Genomic DNA, 21,797 nt, shown 5'->3' with positions numbered 1-21,797 from the left:
GCAGACGCACCGCGCCTCAAGGTTCTTTTGAGGCGCGTGCTTTGTCTTCGCTGGCCTGTATCACTAAGACTACCCGCTATACCAGGCGCCCCTGGACTCAATGCAACTGAAACTGTGCTGAATCAACCGCTGTTGTGGATTGATTAGCCTCGTTCACACCACCCGATTTCTGCCCGCAGCCTTGGCCTCATACAGCTGCATATCGGCGCGCTTGAGCAGGGCCAAAGAATCCCGGTCCGAAGGCTGGGCGATGCTCACGCCAATACTCACTGTGACTTGGCCCGCCGTCGGAAATTTCGCCGCAGCCACGGCGGCCCGGATTTTCTCGGCGACGACGTCGGGGCTGTCGGGCTTTTCAACTTCCGGCAGCAATACCGCGAACTCTTCACCGCCGTAGCGCGCGACAAAGTCGGTGGCGCGGGTGTTGCTCTGGATCAGCGTCGCCAGTTGGCATAACACGTCATCGCCTACCGCGTGGCCGTAGGTGTCGTTGACGCGCTTGAAGTAGTCTGCGTCGATCAGCAGCAGGGCGAAGGTGCGGCCGGTGCGTTGGAACAGCAGGCTGTTCTCGGCGAGTTTTTCATCGAAGCGGCGGCGGTTGTAGACGCCGGTCAGCGCGTCGTGTGTGGCCAGGCTCAAGAGGTCGGCATTGGCTTGTGTGAGGTCGGCGGTGCGCTGGGCGACCGTGGCCTCCAGGGAGGCGTTGGCTTCCTGCAGTTCGCGCTCTTTGGCGAGCAGCGATTGGGTCATGCTGCTGATGGACCGGCCCAGTTGAGCGATTTCCAGCACCGAATGTTCCTGCGGGAAGACGGCGCCGGGCTGTTGGTCCTGCACTTGCTTGGCTGACTTGGCCAGGCGCTCGATGGGACGGCTGAGTGATGATGCGATGTAGTAAGCGGCAAGTACGAAGATAATCGCTGCGAGTAGTCCCAGTATCAGTAACTTGTAGAGCAAGGTATGCGCCGGTTGGAGTGCGACATCCAACGGTTGGCGCACCATGATGTACCAGGTCATTTTGGCATTTGTCGGGCTCGGGACGGCGACCGAGGCGGTGACATAGCCGTTGCCCGTGGACCAGCCGGAGGGCGTGAGCAATGCGTCGGGCGGCATGTGCTCGCCTGCGAGCAATTCGGGGTAAAGCACCTTGCCATCGACGTCGACAATCAGCGCCTCGATATCGGGGATAGCATCCTTTTGCATCACGGCGGAATCGACGATCTGGGTAACCCAGCTCCAGTGGGCATGGGCGCCCAGTACGCCGATGGTCTCGCCGTCGGCATTGCGAATCGGCGCGGCGAAATCGATAAAGCGCAGCGGCTCGCCATTCGCCGTGCCGGGCAGCAGCTTGGCGAGCAAGACGGCTTCGTGGGGATCACCGGTGTACTCGGCGTGCAGGCCTGCCTGAAACCACGGCCGCTGTTGCACCGATTGATTGACCAGCAGCCCGTTGACCGCCTGGCGCACGCGCCCCTCGGTGTCGACCACACCCATCCACGCGTAGTCGACGCGCGATTGGGTGCGCAGTTGCATCAAGGTCAGGATATCCGGCGCGTCCAGGTTGCCCCTGCGCATGATCGGTGCCTTGCTCAACACCGACACTTCCAGCTGGCGCTCGCGCAGTTGCACAGCCAATAGCGCGGCCGTCGAGCGCGCCGTACTGAGCAGCGTATTACCGCTGGCCTGCTTCATCTGCTCCGTGGCGATATGGCCGACATACAAGCCCACGCTCAGCAGCGTGAGCAACGACAAACCGGCAAACCAAAGGGTCAGGTGACTGCGCAGGCTGGCTTTGATCATGAGGGCTCATTTTAGTGTTTGTTTTTATCCATGTTATGCGCAATCCAAGGGGTACGGCCAGCGGTGGCTGCGCTTATGTGTTGGTCTTCAATTTGGTCCACAGCCGTGTGGCCAATCGTGCTATCGCCGGCGGCAAGTCTTCGACGATAAACAACTTGTCCATCACACTTTTCGGCGGATAGATCGCCAGGTCCTGCTTCACCGCAGGCGTCAGAAATTCATCTGCCGCACTATTGGGGTTGGCGTAGTGGATGCTGTTGCTGATGTTGGCGATCACCTTGGGGTCGAGCAGGTAATTCATGTAAGCGTAGGCGTTCTTTTCATGGGGTGCGGCTTTGGGCATCACCACCATGTCCATCCAGAGCGTCGAGCCTTCCTCGGGGATGGAGTAGGCGATCTCGATACCGTTTTTGGCTTCCTTCGCGCTGGTGGCCGCTTGCACCACGTCGCCGTTGAAACCGATAACCGCGCAAATATTGCCGTTGGCCAGGTCACTGATGTATTTGGAGGCGTGGAAGTATTGGATGTAAGGCCGGATCTTCAACAGCGCCTGCTCGGCTTTTTTATAGTCGGCGGGCTCATGGCTGTGGTGGGGCAGCCCGAGGTAGTTGAGGGTGATGGGCAGGATCTGCGTGGGGTTGTCGATGATCGCTACGCCGCAGGTGCTGAGTTTCTTGAGGGTGTCTTCATCAAAGAACATCTTCCACGAGCGGGTAACGTCGGTGTTGCCAAAGATCGCCTTGATCTTCTCGACGTTGTAGCCGATGCCCGCTGTGCCCCACATGTAGGGGAAGCCGTACTGATTGCCCGGGTCGTTGACCTCAAGTTTTTTCATCAGCACCGGGTCGAGGTTTTTCCAGTTCGGTAACTGGCTGCGGTCCAGCTTCTGGATGGCTCCGGCTTTGATCAGTCGCGACAGGAAATGGTTCGAGGGGCTGACCACGTCGTAGCCGGTGTTGCCGGTCATCAACTTCGATTCGAGCACTTTGTTGCTGTCATGAATGTCGTAGGTGGCCTTGATACCGGTGGTTTGGGTAAAACGTGGCAGGGTGTCGTCGGCAATATAGCCGTTCCAATTGGAGATGTTGACCTCTTCGGCGGCATAGCTGGCCACTGAAAACGTGCTGAGCAAAACGGCCACGGACAATCGGTTGATGTGCATTGCATTCACCTTTTTTGTTTTAAATTTCTGAACGGGCACGCACGGCTTCGACGCGCATGCGCAACAGGGCACCAAGGTCAAACAGCGCGCGCGGCGGCAACCAGCCAGGTTGCGCACGCTGAATGACCGATTGCAGTAACGGCGAGCTTTGCCCCGAGGCCCACTCCGCCATCAGCCGCCCCCACAACGTGCCGCGCGCAACACCGGAACCATTGCAGCCGGCAATGGCGTACAGGTTGTTTTCGACCTTGGCGAAGTAGGGCTGGCCGGACCGCGACGCGCTGAGGTGACCGGTCCAGGTGTATTGAATGTCCTGCTCGGTGAGCCACGGGAAGCGTCGTTGCAAACCACGCACATGGTGGTGGCGCCGTTGCAGTAAGTCGCCATTGGACAAGTCACGCGTGCGGTACTCGGCCGTGTTGCGGATCATCACGCGCCGGTCCGGGGTCAAGCGGACCGTTGCGCCGAGTGGTCGCGTTGACAGCACGCCCCAGGGTTCGGCGGCGCATTCTTTTTCCGTCAGCGGGCGGGTGAGGCTCGCGCTCAGTTCCATGGGGAAGGTGGCGCTGTGGTCCAGGCCGACGCGGGGGATAAAGGCGTTCAGGCACACCAGCACGTGCCGTGCTTCGATACTCCCGGCCCGGCTGGTCGCGCGAATGGCGCCGTTGCTCATGCGTTCCATACCGGTGATATCGGTGTTTTCAAACAGACTGACCGATGCAGGTAACGCCGCCAGCAAACCCTTCACATATTTGGCCGGTTGCAGCAGGGCGTTGCCGTTGCCACACCAGATTCCGGCCTGGTAATGCGCGGTGCCGAGCTTCTGGTGCAGTACGTCGCCTTGCAGAAATTGCGCAGAGGCACCGAGGGCGCGCAGGGTGGCAAGTTTGTCGTCGACCTGGTTGAGTTTGTCGGCGTCATGCACGGCAAAGAAGTAGCCATTGTCGCGAAAGTCGCAGTCGATGCCATGGCGAGTGATGCGCTGGTGCACCTCGTCGCTGGCGGCCCGAGAGATGGCAGTGTCCACCTCGAATCCTGCGAACTCTGGGCGGCCCAACAACTCGTTTTCAGCCGGGTGTTCATGGGCCACCACAAACCCCGAGTTCCGCGCCGAGGCACCTTGTGCAGCGTATTGACGGTCGACGATCACGATGCGTGCTTCAGGGTGCAGGGCCGCGAGGCTGTGGGCGGCACACAGCCCGGTGATGCCGGCGCCGATCACCAGCCAATCGGCCTGTTGCGCGCCCTTCAAGGCGTCCCGGGCGGGTAGGGGGTCGGTTTGGTCTATCCAGCCACAGGTATTGTCCACGTTTGCCTCGGCTGCATGCGTTGATTGCATGGATGATTTAAGTCGATGGCTAGAATTTATAGGGAGTTGGGTGATACAACCAACGTTATAAAATCATCCAGTTATTCGGAAAACGCATGGATAAGATTCGTCACGTGCCGTCCTTGCAAGGCCTGCAGGCGCTGGTGGAAGTCAGTGACAGCGCCAGCTTCACTCAGGCCGCGCATACGCTGTGCCTGACCCAAAGCGCGGTCAGTCGCCAAATCCAGCAATTGGAAAGCCATTTCGGCGTGGCGCTGTTCACCCGCACCAGTCGCAGCCTGCGCGTTACTGTCGAAGGCGAGCAAGTGCTGGCATGTGCGCGCAGTATCCTCGCGCAGCTCAAGGTGCTGGAGGACCGGATCTCCCCGCAGAAACGCCCGTTTCGGATTCGCCTGCATGTGTCGTTGGCCGTGCGTTGGCTGCTGCCGAAGCTGAGTGATTTCTACCGGCTGCACCCAGACATTTCGCTGGCCATCGAGACCGTCGCCACCGAAGCGGTCGAGCCTGCCGGCGACAGTGATGCTTACATCCAATACCTGCCCCAGCCGCCGAACGATCCGGCGTGCCTGACGTTGTTCGAGGAAAAACTGGTGCCGGTGTGCGCTCCCGGGCTGGGGCCGCTGACCACACTGGACGACCTGCGCCACATGGCGCTGCTGCACCGTTCGGTGGACAAGCAGGATTGGCGCGTGTGGCTGGCCGCCAACGGTGCGGGCGCGCTGGAGGAATACCGCCATATTCCGTTCAACCTCGATGAACTGGCGCTGGACGCCGCCGCCCGTGGGTTGGGTGTGGCGATGACCGACCTGACGCTGGCCGTCGAATCCATCGAGCGGGGCGTGCTGGTGGTGCCGTTGGGCGAACCTTTGGAGACCGGTGGGGTGTATGCACTGTGCCTGCAACCCATGGCGGCGTCTCACCCCGGTTGTGCAGTGGTCATGGAGTGGTTTGCACGACAGGCGCAGCAGTGAACCACAAACGTACAAGATTCAGCGCAAACCGCCTCGGTAGACTCGCCGCACTTCTTCTACGGCAGGTTTTCCATGGACATCTTTCTCTACGCCTTCAGCGTCATGTACAGCCCGGGTCCGGTAAATTTCATGGGCCTGAATGCCGGGCTCACCGGCAAATTCCGCCGCTCCACCGGTTTCTTCATCGGCGTAGGCTGCGCGATGCTGTTGCTGTTCGTACTGTTTGGTTACACCGGCGAGGCGATCATTTCCCAAGCGGCACTACCGTATATCTCGCTGGTCGGCGGCGTTTACACACTGTATCTGGCCTATCAGGTGTTCACCGCGCGCACGGTTGTCGAGGACGCTTCACGTGAGCCGGGTAAAACCCTCACGTTCTGGAACGGCCTGGTGATTCAGTTGCTTAATCCCAAAGGCATCATGGCGGTACTGCCGATCACCAGCGTGATGTTGCCGGCGGCGCATATCAGCGGTGCGTCCATTGCTGGAGTGTCGGCATTACTGGCGTGCGGTGCGTTCGGCGCGCCTTGGGTCTACGCGTTGCTTGGGGCGGTGCTGGGACGGCGAATCAGCGGGACGTCGGCGTTTACCGTCTTCAACCGCTGCATGGGGATAGCACTGGCCGCGTGTGCGTATTTCATGTTTCACGCGTTCTACCTGCACCTGATTTAAACATGAGCAAATCTTGTGTTCGTCTGAAATAAAATGAGTTTGTCTCACTATCAGCATCTGTCGACAATGGCTGCCATAAATACCTACGTTGGAGTTGTATGTCATGGCAGTCGCTCATTCCCTTGGATTTCCGCGCATTGGACGCGATCGTGAACTGAAAAAAGCGCAGGAAGCGTTTTGGAAGGGTGAACTCGACGAAGCGGGCCTGCGTGCCGTCGGCCGTGACCTGCGCAAGACCCACTGGGACCTGCAGAAAAAGGCCGGTATCGAATTGCTGCCCGCCGGTGACTTCGCCTGGTATGACCAGGTACTGACACATTCGCTGATGTTCGGCGTGATCCCTGAGCGTTTCCGCCCGGCGGATGGCAAAGCCACGTTGCATACCCTGTTCGGCATGGCCCGTGGCGCCAGTGACAGCTGCTGCGGCGGTGCCCACGCTCAGGAAATGACCAAGTGGTTCGACACCAACTACCACTATCTGGTACCCGAATTCAGCGCCGATCAGCAGTTCCACCTGGGTTGGGATGAGTTGTTTGAAGAAGTGCAGGAAGCCCGTGACCTGGGCCATAACGTCAAGCCGGTCATTATCGGCCCGCTGACTTACCTGTGGCTGGGCAAGGCCAAGGGCGGCGACTTCGACAAGCTCGACCTGCTCGAGCGCCTGCTGCCGCTGTACGGCCAGATCTTCCAGCGCCTGGCTGACCTGGGCGTTGAGTGGGTGCAGATTGACGAGCCAATCCTGGTGCTGGACCTGCCACAAGCGTGGAAAAACGCTTTTGAGCGTGCCTACAACCTGATCCAGCGTGACCCGCTGAAAAAGCTGGTGGCCACTTACTTCGGCGGCCTCGAAGAGAACCTGGGCCTGGCCGCTAACCTGCCGGTCGACGGCCTGCACATCGACCTGGTGCGTGCGCCGGACCAATACCCGACGATCCTCGACCGCTTGCCGGCTTATAAAGTGTTGTCGTTGGGGGTCGTCAACGGCCGTAACGTCTGGCGTTGCGACCTGGAAAAAGCCCTGGCGACTTTGCAACATGCGCATGAGAAATTGGGTGATCGCCTGTGGGTGGCACCGTCCTGCTCGCTGCTGCACAGCCCGGTTGACTTGAACCGTGAAGACACGCTGGATGCCGAACTGAAAAGCTGGTTGGCGTTCGCCCTGCAGAAGTGCTCGGAAGTCGCGGTGCTGGCCCAGGCTGTCACTGAGCCCGAAGCACCGAACGTGCTCGCCGCCCTGGCGCAAAGCCGCGCGGTACAAGCGGCCCGCGCCGCTTCGCCACGCATTCACAAGCCGGCCGTGCAAGCCCGTGTGGCGGCAATCACCGCCAAGGACACGCAGCGCCAGTCGCTGTTCGCGCAGCGTATCAACAAACAGCGTGCCGGCCTGAACCTGCCGCTGTTCCCGACCACCACCATCGGTTCATTCCCGCAAACCGCCTCGATCCGCCTGGCGCGCCAGTCCTTCAAAACCGGCAAGCTGAGTGAAGCCGAATACGTCGAAGCCATGCACAGCGAGATCAAACACGCCGTTGAAGTGCAGGAAAACCTGGGCCTGGATGTGCTGGTGCACGGTGAAGCCGAGCGCAACGACATGGTTGAATACTTCGCCGAGCAACTGGACGGCTACGTGTTCACCCGCTTCGGCTGGGTCCAGAGCTACGGTTCGCGCTGCGTGAAACCGGCGGTGATCTTCGGCGACCTGAGCCGCCCCAAAGCCATGACGGTGGAGTGGATCCGCTACGCCCAGGGCCTGACCAGCAAGGTCATGAAGGGCATGCTGACCGGCCCGGTGACCCTGCTGATGTGGTCTTTCCCACGGGAAGACGTGAGCCGCGAAGTGCAGGCGCGTCAACTGGCCTTGGCCATCCGTGACGAGGTGGTCGACCTGGAAGCCGCCGGCATCAAGATCGTCCAAATCGACGAAGCCGCGTTCCGTGAAGGGCTGCCTTTGCGCCAGGCGCAGTGGCAGCACTACCTGGACTGGGCGACCGAAGTGTTCCGTCTGTGCGCCTGCGGGGTGCGCGATGAAACCCAGATCCACACCCACATGTGCTACAGCGAGTTCAACGATGTGATCGAGTCCATTGCGGCCATGGATGCCGACGTCATCACCATCGAGACGTCGCGCTCGGACATGGAGTTGCTGGACGCGTTCGGAGCCTTCGCTTACCCGAACGAAATCGGCCCGGGTGTCTACGACATCCACTCGCCACGCGTGCCGGATGTTGCACAAATGGTTAACTTGCTGCGCAAGGCGGCCAAACGGATTCCGGCCGAGCGTCTGTGGGTCAACCCGGATTGCGGTTTGAAGACCCGTGCCTGGCCTGAGACTGAAGCGGCGCTGATCCACATGGTCGCGGCGGCGCGTCAACTGCGCGCTGAACTGGCGTGATCCAAACCTCTGACCGACGGGGCCAACCTTACTTGGGGTTGACCTCGATGCGGTCAAACCCCTTCCAGCGATACAGCATCCCCGAGAGGGCTCGACTGGCGATAAAGATCCCGTAGATGCCAAACAGTTTGGCACGCACATGGCTATTGGAATCACTGAAAACCTGGGCAAGACGGTGGATCATCAGGTACACCCTATGGGCAGTGGCGCGGTCGTTTCGAAGCGGTTAAGGCTTCAGGTTGAGAAACTTAATCGATTCTGTCGGCGTCGATAATGAAATAGGCAGGTTGAGTGGAGAGAAAGATGGCAGGCATGAATGGGCAGTCTATCGAGGCGGTGATTCAGTTCTGGAAGCAGGCCGGGCCCAAGCGCTGGTTCGCCAAGGACGACGAATTTGACGCAGCCTTTCGCGACGGGTTTCACGCGACCCACATGCAGGCGGCACGGCGCGAGTTGGAAGGCTGGCTGGGTTCAGCCCATGGCGCGCTGGCGTTGCTGATCCTGCTGGATCAATACCCACGCAATGCGTTTCGCGGTACCGCGCATATGTTTGCCACCGACCCGCTGGCGCGTTTGTACGCACACCGCATGGTCGAGGGCGGGCTCGACCAGCTTGTCGAGCCCGAACTACGCGCGTTCTGTTATTTGCCGTTTGAGCATTCGGAAGACCCGGCGGATCAGCAGCGTTCGGTGGCGTTGAACCAGCACCTGGATGCCAGCACCCGCCACTGGGCCAATGAGCACGCGAACATCATCCAACGGTTCGGGCGTTTCCCCCATCGCAATGCGGTGCTGGCCAGGGTAACCACGCCACAGGAACAGGCATTTCTCCAGGCCGGCGGCTTCGCAGGCTAGGCTTCGGCCTGCGCCAGGGGTACCTTGGCGGGCGCTGGACGAAAGCGCCGCAGACCCTTGAGGTCGACCGCCCAGCGCAACGCTTCGGTGGCCGAAGGACGCGGGCCGTGGCTGATTGCGTTGTCATCCTCGCCCAGCGTGCCGAGGTAGCCCTGGGCGCCGCCGCGCTCGCTCCAGTAATGGGTGTGGCTCAGCCAGGAGCGGGCGAGCCAGCCTTTCCATTTGCCCACGGTTACCGGCAGGTCCAGCACGCCTGCGCCCATCACTGGCTTGACCGGGCCGCCGACGACATCACCAAACAGGCCGAAGGGCGCCGGGAAGTAGAGATTGGTCCAGCGCGTCACGGCAAATGCCGCTGCATGATGCAGGTACTGCGGGGTGAACGGTTTTTGGCCGAGCATCACTGGCTGGCGGGCGTTGTAGCCGTAGCCCTTGGTGTCCTCGGTGGGCGGGCAGGCCGGGGCTTCGCGGCGCTCAATGCGTTTTTTGAAGTCACTCACACTGCGGCCCAGCAGCAGGCTGGCATGCGCCATCGGGCTGCCGACGGTGACCAGGTCGGTGATGCGCCACGGGTTGCCCAGGCCGCGCTGCTCGATAAACGCTTCGGCCTGCTGCTCGCGAAAACTCAAAGTACGGCCCAGGCTGCCGTCGAGGGCCGCGCCGGCGTTGGGCAGCGCTTCCTTGATCACCGGTTGCAGTGCTGCGTGGTCGGCATAACGGCTGGCCAGCTCGCGGTTGCTGGGGAAGACTTGGGTCAGTTGGTCGTGATGTTCATGCCACAGGTAGCCGACGATATCGTAGGCAATCACACTGCCCAAGCTGTGGCCGACGACGATGATGCGGTCATAGTCGCCCTTTTTGTGCAGGGCGCGCAGCAACTCCACGCCATCTGCGCGGATCTGTTCGCGCACCACTACGTTCTGCGGGTTGGGGCTGAGGTAGCGGGCCGCATCACCCAAATAGGACAGCGCGGAATAGCGCAACCCCAGGCCGATGGCGCCGACCAGCAGTGGAACCAGTGCGAAGGGGTTGTCGCTGTGATCGAACTGGCCCCAGGCCGTGGCCAGGGTGCCGGTAGCGACCAGCAGCAGGAGCACCATCACCGTCCAGCGGGTGGTGCGCCAGATCGGCACGATGGCGTCGGGAATGTCGCGGCGCGGGCGCTTGAAGATATCCCACAGCCAGCCCAGCAGATGGCCGACCTTGGTGCCTTGCATCTTGTGAGCCCAGTAATACTCGTAGAAATCCGTGCTGGTACGCCCCGACGACTTCAGAACACGCAGGTCGAAATTGCGCGAGAGCCGGTCCGGCTTGCTCCAGTAGAACGGAGTGCCGCCGGGCGTGTCCGTCGGGATCATGGCTTCCACGAAGCCGCGTAAAGTATCCATCGGGCGCTGTTCGCCGATGCCGTGGATGACGACAACTGCTTGTTTCATAAGCTGATCATTCCTTGAAGAACTACGAAAGGCAGGGCCGATTTCGCAGAGTAGCTAATCGCTATGATCTTGCCATCATTGCTGCTATTCCCGCCAGGAATGCCCCCATAAAATCCCTGCATTGTCTTTATCGGCGCAGATCTCGTAGCGTGAGGGCTCACCCAGGGAGACTGCTCATGAGCCATGGCCCGCTGCGCCTTTACGTTGATTCAATGTTCACCAGCCCTTACGCGATGTCGGTGTTCGTCACCCTGCGGGAAAAGGGCCTGGCCTTCGAGACCGTCAGCCTTGATCTTGAAGCGGCGCACAACCAGACCGCGGAGTTTGCCCGGCTGTCGATGACCCAACGCGTACCGACGTTAGTGGAGGGAGACTTCGCGCTGTCGGAGTCTTCGGCGATCTGTGAGTACCTGGATCAGGCCTACCCTGAAACAGCGGTGTACCCGGCAGATCCAAGACAGCGGGCGAGGGCGCGACAGGTCCAGGCGTGGTTGCGCAGCGACCTGTTGCCGATTCGCCAGGAGCGCTCGACCTTGGTGGTGTTTTACGGGCAAAAGGCCCCGCCGTTGTCGCCCGTGGCGCAAGCGGCGGCGCGCAAGTTGATCGATGCAGCGCAGGCGCTGTTGGCTGGCAACCCGACGAACCTGTTCGGCGCGTGGTCCATTGCTGACGTGGACTTGGCCGTGATGCTCAATCGCTTGATCCTGGGCGGTGACAGTGTGCCTGACGAGTTGGTCGCCTACGCCCGGCACCAGTGGCAGCGGCCATCGGTGCAGGAATGGGTCAACCTGCAACGCCCGGCGCTGTAGCGGTTTCTTGCCATTCCTGGGTCACGCGCCGGTCCAGGTCTTCCCAATCCGCCATGCCCAGCACCCGCGTCGTGTTCAAGCCGCGCAGGTAACCGCGCAGTTGCTGGGCGCTGGCATAGCGCTTTTCGGCGTCCGCCGCTTCATCCTGCAACACGTGTTCATAATCGACCAGGTAATCGGCGACCCGCTCGCGAAACTCCGGCAGTACGGCGTCGCGGATGCGGTCGAAGGTTTTCTGGTGGGGCTTCATGGCGTGGTCCTTATCGTTTTATAGCGGTCGGGGTAGGCGACACTATCGGTTCAAATGATAGTCACCATCAAGGATCGCAAGTTCTGTTTTTACGCGAAAAGCGGACAATCACGCCATCGAGACGCTGTTCAAGGAAATGCGCGATGAGGACGATGATCCAGTTGGGTTTAATCATGCTGATGCTCGGCACAACGCTGCTGGCCAACCCGGCCATTGCCGATGATGTGCATGCGAGCCATTTGCTGCCACTCGTCGGTAGCGTAGACTCCCTGCAGCACGCGCAATCGGTGGGTGTGTTGTACAGCGAAAACACCCGCGACAACCTCAACTACCTTGAACGCTACCACGCCAAGGCCATGAACGGCGCCAAGGATGCCCTCGACGGGCGTATCCGCGAGGCGTTCGTCACCAGCTCCGACCCGGAATTGGCGATTGATTGGTTGATGAGCTCGCTGCAGGGCACTTTTCGTATCGTGACTGTCTATAGCAGCCTGGATGAGCTGGTGCAGGCTCACCCGGACGTGGTGGTGGTGCTCGATACCCATAACCAACTGCTGACCCAGCGCAACGACGTGGTCGAAGCGCGTTTTGTGGCGCGGTTTTATGATGCGAACCTGCAATACATCGCCAAGGCCGAAGGCGCGGTGCTCAAGCAGGTGCCGTCGGTATGGGTGCTGGACAAGGCGGCGCCCGAGATAGCCGCGCAGATTGAACAGCAGCGTGATGTACAGCTTGACGCCTTGAAGCAGTTTGATGTGTCGCTCAAGGCCCTGGTTCGCGCAGGTTGACGCGTGGATTGATGTGAACCCTATTGGTTATTTTCAGGAATGTTTATGCGCTCTTTTTTCGTCCCGGCCCTGGCTTTTGCTTCCTTGTTGCTGACCGGTTGTATCACCGCTCCCAATGCTCCGACCTTGACGTTGCAAACCGATAAGACCCCTGAAGGCTATCTGCAGTGCGTCTTGCCCAAGCTTGAAAAATACGGCATCACTTCGACCGTGACCCAGAATTCGCGCCACGCCAAAGTCGTGTTGACCAGCAAGTTTGCGGCTGATGATGTGTTGGAAGCCTACAAGTCCCAAGAGGGCAGCAAGGTGTTCGTGTACGAGCGCAAGCCGCTGGCGTCGGCGCTCAAGCCGTCGCGGCTTGAGTTGGCGGCGCAGGACTGCAAGTAACGCCACACCCCACAGAACCCAGTGTGGGAGCGGGCAAGCCCGCTCCCACATTTTTTTGCGCTCGGCTTAAGGTTTTGCTTCGCTGCTGAAGCTGTCGACAACCTTGACCAGCCCTTGAGCCGCCAACGCCACCAACTCACCGCCTTTTTCCACCGTCGCCAGGGCCGGGTCCGAGCCCATGCGACCATCGGGGAAGCGTGCGCGGAAGTCCAGCGCTTCGCGAATCGGGCCGGTGTTGGCGATTTGCGGGGAATACTCGGCGGACTTGATCGATTCCGGGTAGGCCCACTGCGTCACCGCAATCTCCGACGGCGTGGCATGGCTGCCGTGGCCTACCGGGAATTGGCGGTGGGCCAGGTCATTGACGCCTTCCAGATCCCACCAGTTCACCAGTTTCAGCGCGAACCCGGCCGGGCGGCGGGCATAGCTGGCTTCGGCGTACAGCTCGGAAAAGGCGGCCTCGATGGTGGCGATGTTGCCGCCGTGGCCGTTCAGAAACAGGATCTTCTCGAAACCGTGCCCGGCCAGCGACCGAACCCAGTCGCCAATCGCGGCAATAAACGTGGACGGGCGCAGGGAAATGGTGCCGGGAAAGCCCAGGTGGTGCTGGGCCATGCCGATATTGAAGGTCGGGGCGATCAGGATGTCGGCATTCTGCTGCGCCTCATGGGCGATGATCTCCGGGCACATCCAGTCAGTGCCCAACAGGCCGGTGGGGCCGTGCTGCTCGTTGGAGCCGATGGGGATCACCACCGTGCGGCTGCGCTCCAGAAACTGGCCGATCTCGATCCAGGTGGATTTATGTAGAAGCATGCGACGCTCTCTTTTATCGGTGGGGACAGGCTAACCACCACGGATTGTACGACTACTCGCCACTTGTTGGGGCTTGCAGTTGAGGTAGGTCGACGACTTCAACCAGCGCTGGTCCGGGTACCAGGAGAACATGAACTGCCCATCCTTGAGTTTGTCTACCACCTGGCGCGCCACCTGCGGGCGCACGGCCGGGCAACCCTGGCTGCGGCCGATACGGCCTTCGCGCTTGCTCCACGCCGAGTTGACGTAGTCGGCGGCATGAATCACCAGCGCGCGGTCGCGGGCCTGGTCATTGAAACCCGGCTCCAGGCCGTCCATGCGCAACGAGTAACCGTGGGCGCCGAGGTAACTTTCCTGGGTGCGGAACAAGCCCAGGCTGGATTGGTGGCTGCCTTCGAGGTTAGAGAACTGGGTGGCGAAGTTTTCCCCGGATTTGGCGCCGTGAGCCACCAGATCGCGCAGTACCAGGGTTTTTTTGCGTAAATCGAAGATCCATAGCCGACGAGCGGTTGAGGGCTGGGAGTAGTCAATAACGGCCAGGCGATCCGAGCGTTCCTCGCCGTTATTGACTGCGCACTGCACTGCGCTCAAGGCGCTTTTCAGTACGGTGGGATTGAGTTCTGGAGCCGAGCGCGCCAGGCTGCTATACAAAGAAGGAGACGTGGGATTGGCGGCGAGCGCAACATTGCTCAGCGTAGCCAGGGTCACGGTGATTAAACCGAAGCGGCCTATAAAAGTCAGCATCTACAGTACATCCCCCCGCTGTGGGTTGGAGTTAAGTCAATTGTTCAAAAAACACGCATGTTACTTGAGCATTTGCCTGCTCGTTGCACCACTGGTCGCGACAGCTGATGAGCTGCCGGTGGACGCCGTGCCGCCCGTTTCAATCAGCCCGGTGCAACAGGCCCTCGCGCAGTTACCCAGCGTGTGCCCAGGCCTTGCCCCACAAATAGACGCAGCGGCCCAATTGCGCCTGCAAGCGTTTTACCAGCAGCAGGGTGATAGTCCGCTGTGGTCAGCCGATGATCGCCGCCAAGCCTTGCAAGCCCAATTGCGGATGCTGGCTGACGATGGCCTGGACCCCACCCACTATAGCCTGCCCGCAACAGACGCCACGGCCAACGTGCTGTGCAGCGACATCGGCACCAGCCAGCAATACCTGCAAGCCCTGCAGGACTTGCACTACGGGCGTTTGCAGCAGTCGCGATTCGAGCCACTGTGGCATTCCCAACCACCGCTCCATGACCCCAATGCCGAAGTGCTGGCCTTCGCCGCGACTGGCCTGCACGACCTGGCCCAGGCGTTTGACCAGGCGCGCCCCAGCGCCGATCTCTACCGCAGTTTGCGCAGTACGTATGCCACCGTGCGCCTGCAACCTTTGCCCCATTGGGACTCGGTCGCCGGCGGCCCGTTGCTGCGTCCCGGCATGGAAGACCCGCGTGTGCCCGAACTGGCGCGGCGTCTTTACAACGGTGGGTACCTGGCCAAAGTGCCAGCCGGCAACGGCACGCAATACCGTGACGAGCTGGTCAAGGCGGTCAAGGCCTTCCAGCTCAGCCACTCGTTGCAGGCAGACGGTGTGATCGGTGCCGGCACCGTGGCCGAGCTCAACATCAGCCCGGCGATGCGCCGCGACCAGCTGCGGATCAACCTCGAACGTTTCCGTTGGCTGGCCCAGGACCTGGAGCCCGAAGGGGTGGTGGTCAACGTCGCGGCCGCACAACTGAGCGTTTATCAGAGCGGTATCCCGGTGTGGCAAACCCGCTTGCAGGTCGGGCGGGCCGAGCGTCAGACGCCGTTGCTCAAGTCACGGATTACCCGGCTGACGCTCAACCCCACCTGGACCATCCCGCCTACCATCATGCGTGAGGACAAGCTCCCGGCCATCCGCCTCAACCCCGAATACCTGCGCCAACAAAACCTGCAAGTGCTCGATGCCCAAGGTCACCCACTCACGGCCGACCAGGTGGATTGGTCGCGCCCCGGCAATATTCTCCTGCGCCAGGAAGCCGGCCCGCGCAACCCGCTGGGCAAGATCGTGATGCGCTTTCCCAACCCGTACTCGGTCTACCTGCATGACACGCCGAGCCAGCCATTGTTCACCAAAGGCCCGCGCGCGTTCAGTTCGGGGTGTGTGCGGGTTGAGCAGCCCATGCTGCTGCGCGACTTACTGGTAACCCCGGCCGAACGCACGCGCACCGATGAGTTGCTGGCTACCGGCGTGACCCATGAATTCCGGCTGGCTACGCCCGTGCCGGTGCTGTTGGGGTACTGGACAGTGGAGGTCGACCGCCAGGGCGGGCTGCTGTATGCGCCGGATATTTATGGGCGTGACCCGGTGTTGATGAAGGCGATGGGCGCATTGCTCTAAGCGATATGTGCCAAGACCCGAGTGACAGCCTGATCAGCTGTCATCAGCGCGGTGTCGAGCGTCAACGGCTGTTCTTCCCAGGCCTCGTACTCATGCGCTGAGACGGATTGCCAAGTGGGAGGTACCAGCCCGGGAATATCCCCAGCGCGGCTTTCCACCCGGCGTTGGTGTTCGTGTTGATCAGAACACACCACCTGGATATTCACCCACTCAACATCGGCTGCCGCCGCCACGGCTTTCCACGCATCCCGGCTTTCCTTGACCGGGTTCACGCCGTCCGCAATCACCGTCTGCCCCAAGCGCAAATTGCTCAGCGCCAGCGCATTCGCCACGCTGTAGCCGCTGGCGCCGACATCGCCGGCCAGTACCGCCGACTCCCGCAGCGCCTGCTCGATCACATCGATGCGCAGGTACACCGCGCGGGTGCGCCGCGCCAGTTCACGGGCAATCGTGGTTTTGCCGGTGCCAGGCAGGCCGCTGAATACAATTAGCATGGTCAATCCTTTGAAGAGAGAACCCGGCCAGTCTAGCCGTGCTTACTGCAAATAGCAGGCGCTGATCCAGTCTGCCGGGTGCGCTGCCAATTGCGTCGCCGTGGGCAGGTAGCGCTTGTCCAGTTGCGCGGCCAGCCAGAACAGCGTCGCGCTGCTTTTGGGTTCCCAGGTGCCGCTGTAACCGGCTTCGCCCACGGCGGCGCGGTCTTTGTCGAACTGCACGTGGGTGTGCACGAACTCCTGATGGCTGCGTTGACCATTGGCATAGGGCACCAGCCAGTCCAGCGCGGCGCCCAGGGATGCACCATTGGCCTTGAGGTTCAGCCAGTCGCCACCGTAGGGCTTGGCCGCCAGCGCGGCTTGCACCAGGGGCTCAAGGTCGTAGACCACGTAATGCAGGGCGTCACGGTCCTGGAAGTCGGTGACCGAACCGTCGGGCAGGATGTTGTCGGCGACCTGCTGTTTAAATAATTGATGGGCTTGCTCGAGCATGGCCTGGTCGCCGAGGGCGGCGGCGGCCACGGTGACCAACTTGACGCGATGGCTCTGCCAGTTATTGGTCTGGGTGCCTTTTTTCTGCCCATGGAATTGCTGGATATGCGCGATATAGCCGTTGCCCAGCGTGCTGATCAAGCGGCGGCTGGCCGCGCGGGTTTCCAGGCGCAAGTGATCGGCAGTCAGCGCGTAGGCATTGATCAGCATATCGAGGTTGGTTTCGTCGATGGGGTTGAAGTCCGGCTGATACACGTCGGCCCATGCGGCGAGGTAGTCGTCGACTTGCTTGAGGTAACGCGGGTCGCCGCTCAACCGCCAGGCCAGCGCCGCCTGGCGCATCACCGGCCAGTCTTTCTCGGCGGCGATGCTTTGCGCGCGGATGCCCTGGTTTGGCAGCGTGCCTTCGGTGTGTAAATGGGGCAACGGCGCGGGCGGGTCGGCCAGGTGCCGTTGGGCGGCGGCCAGCAGCGCTTTGGCCGTCGAGTTCGAAGCGGCCGGCTGGCACAGGTTCGGTGTTTGCGCAGCCGCCATGGCCGCGTGGGAAAGCACGGCCAGCAGTGCGGTTAAGGCGACGTTGGTGGTTTTCATGGCGGGCTCTGCCGGACGGGATCGCGCCCACGCTAGCATGCAGCCGAATCGGGGTTGATGAAACTCCCGTATGCTTGCCTGCCAACCCTGCTCGAATCCAGGACAGCCCATGACCTTGCCCTTCGTGAAGATGCATGCCCATGGCGACGATTTCATCATCATCGACCGCCGCGGTCAGGACGACCCGATTACCGCGCAGGTCGCCCGTCGCCTGGGTGACCGCCATACCGGCATCGGTTTCAACCAACTGGCTGTGGTACTCGACTGCACCGACGCCGCCGCGCGTATCAAGTTCTGGAACCCCAATGGCACACCGCTGCAAACCTGCGGCAGCGCCACCCGGGGCGTGGCCGACCGCTTGATGCATGAAACCGGCCGTCAGTCGGTGGTAGTGCGCACCGACCGGGGCTTGTTGACCTGTGTGCGGGCGGCGGGGCAGCAGGTGTCAGTGAATATGGGCGCCCCTTCACTGGACTGGGCGGCAGTGCCGCTGGCCGAGGCAATGGACACCCGCACCTTGCCCATCGACGGCGCGCCTGCGGCGTGCAGCATGGGCAACCCGCACTGCACGTATTTCGTGGATGACCTCAGCGCCTTTGATGTGGCGGCCCAGGGCGCAGCGCTGGAAACTCATCCGTTGTTCCCGGCCAAGACCAATGTGCATTTCGTGCAGGTGCTGGACCGCCGGCATATCCGCCTGCGCATCTGGGAGCGTGGCGGTGGCGTGCCGTTGGGCTCCGGTTCGTGCTGCTGCGGGGCGGTGGTCAATGGGATCCGGCGCGGGTTGCTCGATGATACGGTGCACGTGCAGTGCGACGGCGGGGCGGTCACCGTGCAGTGGGACGGGCAGGGCGGCGTGATCCTGACCGGCAGCGTGGAGCCGATCATGCAGGGCGCGGCCTACGTGCTCTAGAACGTCACGGTAAAGGTTGTACCGGTGTTCTCGCAGGAACTCACTGCCACATCGCCACCGTGCGCCTTGGCCAGTTCGCGCACGATATACAGGCCCAAGCCCACGCTGCGCACCTCGCTGCCCTGGTCGGTGCCACGGGTCATGGGCTCGAACAGCCCGGCCAGCAGGGTTTCAGGAATTACCGCACCGTAGTTGTGCACCGCCACTTCGCAGCCCTTGTCGGCCAGGCGCGAGGTGATGGTGATCGGCAGGAGTAAGTCGCCATACGCCACGCTGTTGGCGACCAGATTGCCGATGACCTGCTGCACACGGTCGGCATCCAGGCACGCAACTCCCGTGCCTTCGGTGTGGTGCTTCAACGTGGCATTGGGGAAAGCCATGCGCAGTTCATCGACGGCGTGTTGAATCACCGCGTGCAGGTCCAACGAGGTGGTCTTGATGCTGATGCCGTGGCCGACCCTGGCCTGGGTGAAGTCCAGCAAGTCGGCGATCATCCGCTGGGCGCGCTCGGACGACTGGGCGATATGGCCCAGCAACTGGCGTTCCTTGGACGTGCGCTCGCTACGGCTGAGAAAGTCGGACGCCATACGGATGGCCGTGAGGGGGTTCTTCAAGTCGTGGCTGACAATCGCCATCATCTGCTCGGCAAACAAGGCACGGCGCTGGGCGACTGCATAGGCTTCGCTCAGCTCGGCCTGGGCCTGCTGCAGCGCCATTTCGGCAGTGGTTCTTTGTTGCAGCAAGGCTTCGGCGAGCTTGCGCGCATTGAGCAGCTCGCGTTCGTACTTGTCGCGGTCGGTGGTGCCGAACAACGCCAGGTCATGCACCACGGCATCTGCCTGATCGCGCTTGCTGGCGTTAAGCAGGACGGTCACCTTGTGCCCATCGCGGTGCAGCATGTCGAGCTTTACCTCGCTGACACTGCCATGCATGCGCAACATCGGCGCCAGGTGGGTCTGGTGGAAAATCCGCCCGCCCATGGTCAGCAGGTCCTGGAAACGCCGCCCATGCAACTCGGCGTTGCTCAACCCCAGCCATTCCCCGAGTCGTGCGTTGGCACGCAGGATCGTGCCGTCCTCAGCGGTGACGGCCAGGGCACAGGCGGCGCTGTCGAACAGATCAGCCGGCATGGGCCACCCACGGCCCCAGGAAATTTTCCATTGCCGCCGCGCAGGCCTGCGGCGCGCTCATGTGCGGGCAATGGCCGACGTTGTCTACCAGGCAAAAGGTGCTGTTGGGGAGCACGCCGTGCAGGTACTCACCCACGACTACCGGGGCGATCAGATCGTCGCTCGATTGCAGGATCAATACGGGCGTGGTCAGGCCGGCCACGTCCTGACGGTTATCGGACATGAAGGTCACTCGCGCAAATTGCTTGGCGATATCGGGTTCGGTGCGGCAGAAACTGTCGCTGAGTTCGGCGCTCAACCCTGGTTGCCCGGGGGCGCCCATGATCACCGGGGCCATGGCGCTGGACCAGCCGAGGTAGTTGCTGTCGAGGGTGTCGAGCAGGTCGTCGATATCACTGCGCTTGAAACCACCGACATAATCCACGTCATCAATGTAGCGTGGCGAAGGGCCGATCATCACATGGGCGGCGATACGGCCGGGCGCGAGGCGGTCGGCGAGGGTGCCAATCATGGCACTGACCGAATGGCTGACCAGAATCACCGGGCCGCTGGCGAAGGCGTCGATAATCTCGTTCAAGTCGTGGGCGTAGCCATCCAACGCACTGTATTTGGCCTTGTCGAACGCACTGACATCCGACAACCCGGCGCCGACGAGGTCATAAAGCACCACGCGAAAGCGGTCGATGAATGGCGGCGCGAGGTAATTCCACATCGCCTGATTGCAGCCGAAACCATGGGAGAACACCAGGGTCGCCGACCCGCTGCCCATCACACTGACGTTGTTGCGATGTTTCAGGTTCATGGCGTTCTCATAGGTGGCATTTTGCTATGTTGGCGTAATGAGCAGTTTAAATAGTCACAGGCGCGGGGTCACGCGTTATAGCGCCGATAAGGTAAAGTCAGTGCCTTCAGGAAGAAATTTTAGGTAACAAAGTATGAGGCTGTTTTTGCGGCAATCTGTTTTGAGTCTGCTGGCCTTACTCGTTGTTGGCCTGTTCAACACGGCCCTGGCCGACACCTCGCCAATCAGGGTGACCCTCGACCAGCGGGTGATCGACCTTACCAATACGCTGGACACCGGCACCACCGATCGCCTGAAATCTCAGCTCGCTGCCCTGGAGCAACGCAAAGGTGCGCAAGTTGCCGTGCTGCTGGTGCCCACCACCGGCGGCGCGAGCATCGAAGACTTCGCCAACCAACTGTTCCGCGCCTGGAAACTGGGGCGCAAGGACGTCAATGACGGCATCCTGCTGGTGGTCGCCAAGAGTGACCACAAAGTGCGCATCGAAGTGGGCTACGGCCTGGAAGGCACCGTCACTGACCTGCTGGCGCACCGCATTATCGAAGAACACATTACCCCGGCGTTTCGCCAGGGCGACTACGTGGGCGGGATTCAACAGGCGGTCAACGATCTGACGGTGCTGGTAGACGGAGGCGACCTGCCCAACGTGGCCGAGCCGGGGATTAATCATCAAGCGATCGCGGTGTTGCTGGCGTTCATCGCCGGTGCCGTTGGCGGTGTGCTGATCGCTGCCGGCAAACTGCACTGGCGCCTGGCGTTGATTGCCACGCTGGTGGTGACGGTGCTACTGGCGATTTATGGTGGCGGCCGGGACTGGCCGATCTACCTGTTGGTCTTGCCGCTGACCCTGCTGATTGGTGGTGCGACCTTCGGTGCGCTGTGGATGGCGCGCGCGGTGTTTTACAGCGTAATCGGACTGCTGGCTTACATCGTCGGGGTATTGGTGGCGGATCGGTTTATGGACGTCAGCTTGATCCATTGGCTGGTATGGCCATTAGGCGGCGCTTTGATTCTGGGTCTGTACGCGGGGCTGTTTTTCGTCATCAAGGCGTCCTGGAAAAACAGCCCGCGCTTCTTTCTCGTACGTGCCTTGGTGGTCGTGGCGATTTATGTGATGGCCGGTTGGCTATTGGGGCGCGGTTACCAGGGCTGGATAGTCGCGATACCGGTGGCCTCTTTCGCAGCGTTTATTCTCTTTGTGCAGAGCATTGCAAGTTCAGGCTCAGGCGGCGGTAGCGGTTCGAGCGACAGCAGCTCAAGTTCCAGTAGCTCAAGTTCCGACAGCAGTTCGTCCGGTGGCGGCGGTTCCAGTGGCGGCGGCGGGGCGTCGGGCAGTTGGTAA

Annotated in this window: 22 protein-coding genes; 10 read left to right on the top strand and 12 right to left on the bottom strand. The window is 61.4% G+C overall.

Annotated elements, in window-relative coordinates; genetic code table 11:
• Window positions 1–153: 153 nt before the first annotated feature.
• The 3 genes from ACDZ94_RS14390 to ACDZ94_RS14380 all read right to left on the bottom strand — a co-directional run bounded on the left by ACDZ94_RS14390 (window position 154) and on the right by ACDZ94_RS14380 (window position 4,268).
• Window positions 154–1,797: a diguanylate cyclase gene (locus ACDZ94_RS14390; protein ID WP_432750347.1), complete on the bottom strand. Its 1,644-nt coding sequence runs from the start codon at window positions 1,795–1,797 to the stop codon at window positions 154–156.
• Window positions 1,798–1,870: 73 nt separating this feature from the next.
• Window positions 1,871–2,959, bottom strand: a complete 1,089-nt coding sequence (locus tag ACDZ94_RS14385) for a polyamine ABC transporter substrate-binding protein (protein ID WP_432750346.1) — start codon at window positions 2,957–2,959, stop codon at window positions 1,871–1,873.
• Window positions 2,960–2,978: 19 nt separating this feature from the next.
• Window positions 2,979–4,268 (bottom strand): NAD(P)/FAD-dependent oxidoreductase, encoded by a 1,290-nt coding sequence (locus ACDZ94_RS14380; protein ID WP_432750345.1) that lies wholly within the window; start codon window positions 4,266–4,268, stop codon window positions 2,979–2,981.
• A gap of 116 nt (window positions 4,269–4,384) precedes the next feature.
• On the opposite strand from ACDZ94_RS14380, the gene ACDZ94_RS14375 reads away from it, so the two are divergent.
• The 3 genes from ACDZ94_RS14375 to metE all read left to right on the top strand — a co-directional run bounded on the left by ACDZ94_RS14375 (window position 4,385) and on the right by metE (window position 8,324).
• The gene (locus tag ACDZ94_RS14375; protein WP_221294545.1) at window positions 4,385–5,260 is read left to right on the top strand and encodes a LysR substrate-binding domain-containing protein; all 876 of its coding nucleotides are present in this window, start codon (window positions 4,385–4,387) and stop codon (window positions 5,258–5,260) included.
• A 72-nt stretch (window positions 5,261–5,332) separates the two neighbouring features.
• Window positions 5,333–5,932, top strand: a complete 600-nt coding sequence (locus ACDZ94_RS14370; protein WP_064452089.1) for a LysE family translocator — start codon at window positions 5,333–5,335, stop codon at window positions 5,930–5,932.
• A 103-nt stretch (window positions 5,933–6,035) separates the two neighbouring features.
• Window positions 6,036–8,324, top strand: a complete 2,289-nt coding sequence (gene metE, locus ACDZ94_RS14365) for a 5-methyltetrahydropteroyltriglutamate--homocysteine S-methyltransferase (RefSeq protein ID WP_432750344.1) — start codon at window positions 6,036–6,038, stop codon at window positions 8,322–8,324.
• 28 nt (window positions 8,325–8,352) lie between these two features.
• Here metE and ACDZ94_RS14360 read toward each other — a convergent pair whose 3' ends face one another.
• Window positions 8,353–8,508 carry a hypothetical protein gene (locus tag ACDZ94_RS14360; RefSeq protein ID WP_432750343.1) on the bottom strand — a complete coding sequence of 52 codons (156 nt, stop codon included), beginning with the start codon at window positions 8,506–8,508 and terminating at the stop codon, window positions 8,353–8,355.
• Window positions 8,509–8,636: 128 nt separating this feature from the next.
• On the opposite strand from ACDZ94_RS14360, the gene ACDZ94_RS14355 reads away from it, so the two are divergent.
• Window positions 8,637–9,179 (top strand): DUF924 family protein, encoded by a 543-nt coding sequence (locus tag ACDZ94_RS14355; protein ID WP_064454922.1) that lies wholly within the window; start codon window positions 8,637–8,639, stop codon window positions 9,177–9,179.
• On the opposite strand, the gene ACDZ94_RS14350 is transcribed toward ACDZ94_RS14355, so the two are convergent.
• Complete coding sequence (locus ACDZ94_RS14350) at window positions 9,176–10,615, bottom strand: hypothetical protein (RefSeq protein ID WP_432750342.1); 1,440 nt, start codon at window positions 10,613–10,615, stop codon at window positions 9,176–9,178. The two genes, ACDZ94_RS14355 and ACDZ94_RS14350, sit on opposite strands and share 4 nt — an antisense overlap.
• A 176-nt stretch (window positions 10,616–10,791) precedes the next feature.
• On the opposite strand from ACDZ94_RS14350, the gene yfcF reads away from it, so the two are divergent.
• On the top strand, window positions 10,792–11,424 hold the full coding sequence (yfcF, locus tag ACDZ94_RS14345) for a glutathione transferase (RefSeq protein ID WP_407017345.1): 633 nt from the start codon (window positions 10,792–10,794) through the stop codon (window positions 11,422–11,424).
• Here the strand turns inward: yfcF and ACDZ94_RS14340 are convergent.
• Window positions 11,399–11,674, bottom strand: a complete 276-nt coding sequence (locus ACDZ94_RS14340) for a hypothetical protein (RefSeq protein ID WP_064452093.1) — start codon at window positions 11,672–11,674, stop codon at window positions 11,399–11,401. The genes yfcF and ACDZ94_RS14340 overlap by 26 nt on opposite strands.
• Window positions 11,675–11,817: 143 nt before the next feature.
• Here ACDZ94_RS14340 and ACDZ94_RS14335 point away from each other — a divergent pair, with 143 nt between their 5' ends.
• Together ACDZ94_RS14335 and ACDZ94_RS14330 are read left to right on the top strand one after the other, a co-directional pair.
• Window positions 11,818–12,462 carry an ATPase gene (locus tag ACDZ94_RS14335; protein WP_432750341.1) on the top strand — a complete coding sequence of 215 codons (645 nt, stop codon included), beginning with the start codon at window positions 11,818–11,820 and terminating at the stop codon, window positions 12,460–12,462.
• A 45-nt stretch (window positions 12,463–12,507) separates the two neighbouring features.
• Window positions 12,508–12,849, top strand: coding sequence for a hypothetical protein (locus ACDZ94_RS14330; protein ID WP_128590602.1), 342 nt, complete (start codon window positions 12,508–12,510; stop codon window positions 12,847–12,849).
• A gap of 66 nt (window positions 12,850–12,915) precedes the next feature.
• On the opposite strand, the gene ACDZ94_RS14325 is transcribed toward ACDZ94_RS14330, so the two are convergent.
• Together ACDZ94_RS14325 and ACDZ94_RS14320 are read right to left on the bottom strand one after the other, a co-directional pair.
• Window positions 12,916–13,662: a creatininase family protein gene (locus ACDZ94_RS14325; protein WP_064452096.1), complete on the bottom strand. Its 747-nt coding sequence runs from the start codon at window positions 13,660–13,662 to the stop codon at window positions 12,916–12,918.
• A gap of 30 nt (window positions 13,663–13,692) precedes the next feature.
• Window positions 13,693–14,406: a murein L,D-transpeptidase catalytic domain family protein gene (locus ACDZ94_RS14320; RefSeq protein ID WP_064452097.1), complete on the bottom strand. Its 714-nt coding sequence runs from the start codon at window positions 14,404–14,406 to the stop codon at window positions 13,693–13,695.
• 40 nt (window positions 14,407–14,446) lie between these two features.
• Between ACDZ94_RS14320 and ACDZ94_RS14315 the strand changes: the two genes are divergently transcribed.
• Entirely contained in the window at window positions 14,447–16,033 is a 1,587-nt protein-coding gene (locus tag ACDZ94_RS14315; RefSeq protein ID WP_432750340.1) for a L,D-transpeptidase family protein, read from the top strand.
• On the opposite strand, the gene ACDZ94_RS14310 is transcribed toward ACDZ94_RS14315, so the two are convergent.
• Entirely contained in the window at window positions 16,030–16,527 is a 498-nt protein-coding gene (locus ACDZ94_RS14310) for an AAA family ATPase (protein ID WP_432750339.1), read from the bottom strand. The two genes, ACDZ94_RS14315 and ACDZ94_RS14310, sit on opposite strands and share 4 nt — an antisense overlap.
• Window positions 16,528–16,569: 42 nt before the next feature.
• A complete protein-coding gene (locus tag ACDZ94_RS14305) occupies window positions 16,570–17,610 on the bottom strand; it encodes an alginate lyase family protein (RefSeq protein ID WP_432750338.1) in 1,041 nt (346 codons plus the stop codon).
• Between the two features lie 109 nt (window positions 17,611–17,719).
• On the opposite strand from ACDZ94_RS14305, the gene dapF reads away from it, so the two are divergent.
• Window positions 17,720–18,523: a diaminopimelate epimerase gene (gene dapF / locus ACDZ94_RS14300; RefSeq protein WP_432750337.1), complete on the top strand. Its 804-nt coding sequence runs from the start codon at window positions 17,720–17,722 to the stop codon at window positions 18,521–18,523.
• Here the strand turns inward: dapF and ACDZ94_RS14295 are convergent.
• The gene (locus ACDZ94_RS14295; RefSeq protein WP_407017349.1) at window positions 18,520–19,653 is read right to left on the bottom strand and encodes a PAS domain-containing sensor histidine kinase; all 1,134 of its coding nucleotides are present in this window, start codon (window positions 19,651–19,653) and stop codon (window positions 18,520–18,522) included. The genes dapF and ACDZ94_RS14295 overlap by 4 nt on opposite strands.
• A complete protein-coding gene (locus ACDZ94_RS14290; RefSeq protein ID WP_262667708.1) occupies window positions 19,643–20,455 on the bottom strand; it encodes an alpha/beta fold hydrolase in 813 nt (270 codons plus the stop codon). The genes ACDZ94_RS14295 and ACDZ94_RS14290 overlap by 11 nt, the downstream gene beginning before the upstream one ends.
• A 133-nt stretch (window positions 20,456–20,588) precedes the next feature.
• Between ACDZ94_RS14290 and ACDZ94_RS14285 the strand changes: the two genes are divergently transcribed.
• Window positions 20,589–21,797, top strand: coding sequence for a TPM domain-containing protein (locus ACDZ94_RS14285; protein ID WP_221294553.1), 1,209 nt, complete (start codon window positions 20,589–20,591; stop codon window positions 21,795–21,797).

Origin of the sequence: Pseudomonas sp. UBT, assembly GCF_050915955.1 — a bacterium.
GTDB classification, from domain to species: domain Bacteria; phylum Pseudomonadota; class Gammaproteobacteria; order Pseudomonadales; family Pseudomonadaceae; genus Aquipseudomonas; species Aquipseudomonas antarctica_A.
The sequence above is the reverse complement of the archived record's forward strand: the minus strand, read 5'-3'. Positions and strand labels throughout refer to the sequence as shown.

What these genes read in the sequence shown, in the direction of transcription:
- ACDZ94_RS14390 (WP_432750347.1), bottom strand. Translation starts at nt 1,797, where the DNA reads ATGATCAAAGCCAGCCTGCGCAGTCACCTGACCCTTTGGTTTGCCGGT.
- ACDZ94_RS14385 (WP_432750346.1), bottom strand. Translation starts at nt 2,959, where the DNA reads ATGCACATCAACCGATTGTCCGTGGCCGTTTTGCTCAGCACGTTTTCA.
- ACDZ94_RS14375 (WP_221294545.1), top strand. Translation starts at nt 4,385, where the DNA reads ATGGATAAGATTCGTCACGTGCCGTCCTTGCAAGGCCTGCAGGCGCTG.
- ACDZ94_RS14370 (WP_064452089.1), top strand. Translation starts at nt 5,333, where the DNA reads ATGGACATCTTTCTCTACGCCTTCAGCGTCATGTACAGCCCGGGTCCG.
- metE (WP_432750344.1), top strand. Translation starts at nt 6,036, where the DNA reads ATGGCAGTCGCTCATTCCCTTGGATTTCCGCGCATTGGACGCGATCGT.
- ACDZ94_RS14360 (WP_432750343.1), bottom strand. Translation starts at nt 8,508, where the DNA reads ATGATCCACCGTCTTGCCCAGGTTTTCAGTGATTCCAATAGCCATGTG.
- ACDZ94_RS14355 (WP_064454922.1), top strand. Translation starts at nt 8,637, where the DNA reads ATGAATGGGCAGTCTATCGAGGCGGTGATTCAGTTCTGGAAGCAGGCC.
- ACDZ94_RS14350 (WP_432750342.1), bottom strand. Translation starts at nt 10,615, where the DNA reads ATGAAACAAGCAGTTGTCGTCATCCACGGCATCGGCGAACAGCGCCCG.
- yfcF (WP_407017345.1), top strand. Translation starts at nt 10,792, where the DNA reads ATGAGCCATGGCCCGCTGCGCCTTTACGTTGATTCAATGTTCACCAGC.
- ACDZ94_RS14340 (WP_064452093.1), bottom strand. Translation starts at nt 11,674, where the DNA reads ATGAAGCCCCACCAGAAAACCTTCGACCGCATCCGCGACGCCGTACTG.
- ACDZ94_RS14335 (WP_432750341.1), top strand. Translation starts at nt 11,818, where the DNA reads ATGAGGACGATGATCCAGTTGGGTTTAATCATGCTGATGCTCGGCACA.
- ACDZ94_RS14330 (WP_128590602.1), top strand. Translation starts at nt 12,508, where the DNA reads ATGCGCTCTTTTTTCGTCCCGGCCCTGGCTTTTGCTTCCTTGTTGCTG.
- ACDZ94_RS14325 (WP_064452096.1), bottom strand. Translation starts at nt 13,662, where the DNA reads ATGCTTCTACATAAATCCACCTGGATCGAGATCGGCCAGTTTCTGGAG.
- ACDZ94_RS14320 (WP_064452097.1), bottom strand. Translation starts at nt 14,406, where the DNA reads ATGCTGACTTTTATAGGCCGCTTCGGTTTAATCACCGTGACCCTGGCT.
- ACDZ94_RS14310 (WP_432750339.1), bottom strand. Translation starts at nt 16,527, where the DNA reads ATGCTAATTGTATTCAGCGGCCTGCCTGGCACCGGCAAAACCACGATT.
- ACDZ94_RS14305 (WP_432750338.1), bottom strand. Translation starts at nt 17,610, where the DNA reads ATGAAAACCACCAACGTCGCCTTAACCGCACTGCTGGCCGTGCTTTCC.
- dapF (WP_432750337.1), top strand. Translation starts at nt 17,720, where the DNA reads ATGACCTTGCCCTTCGTGAAGATGCATGCCCATGGCGACGATTTCATC.
- ACDZ94_RS14295 (WP_407017349.1), bottom strand. Translation starts at nt 19,653, where the DNA reads ATGCCGGCTGATCTGTTCGACAGCGCCGCCTGTGCCCTGGCCGTCACC.
- ACDZ94_RS14290 (WP_262667708.1), bottom strand. Translation starts at nt 20,455, where the DNA reads ATGAACCTGAAACATCGCAACAACGTCAGTGTGATGGGCAGCGGGTCG.
- ACDZ94_RS14285 (WP_221294553.1), top strand. Translation starts at nt 20,589, where the DNA reads ATGAGGCTGTTTTTGCGGCAATCTGTTTTGAGTCTGCTGGCCTTACTC.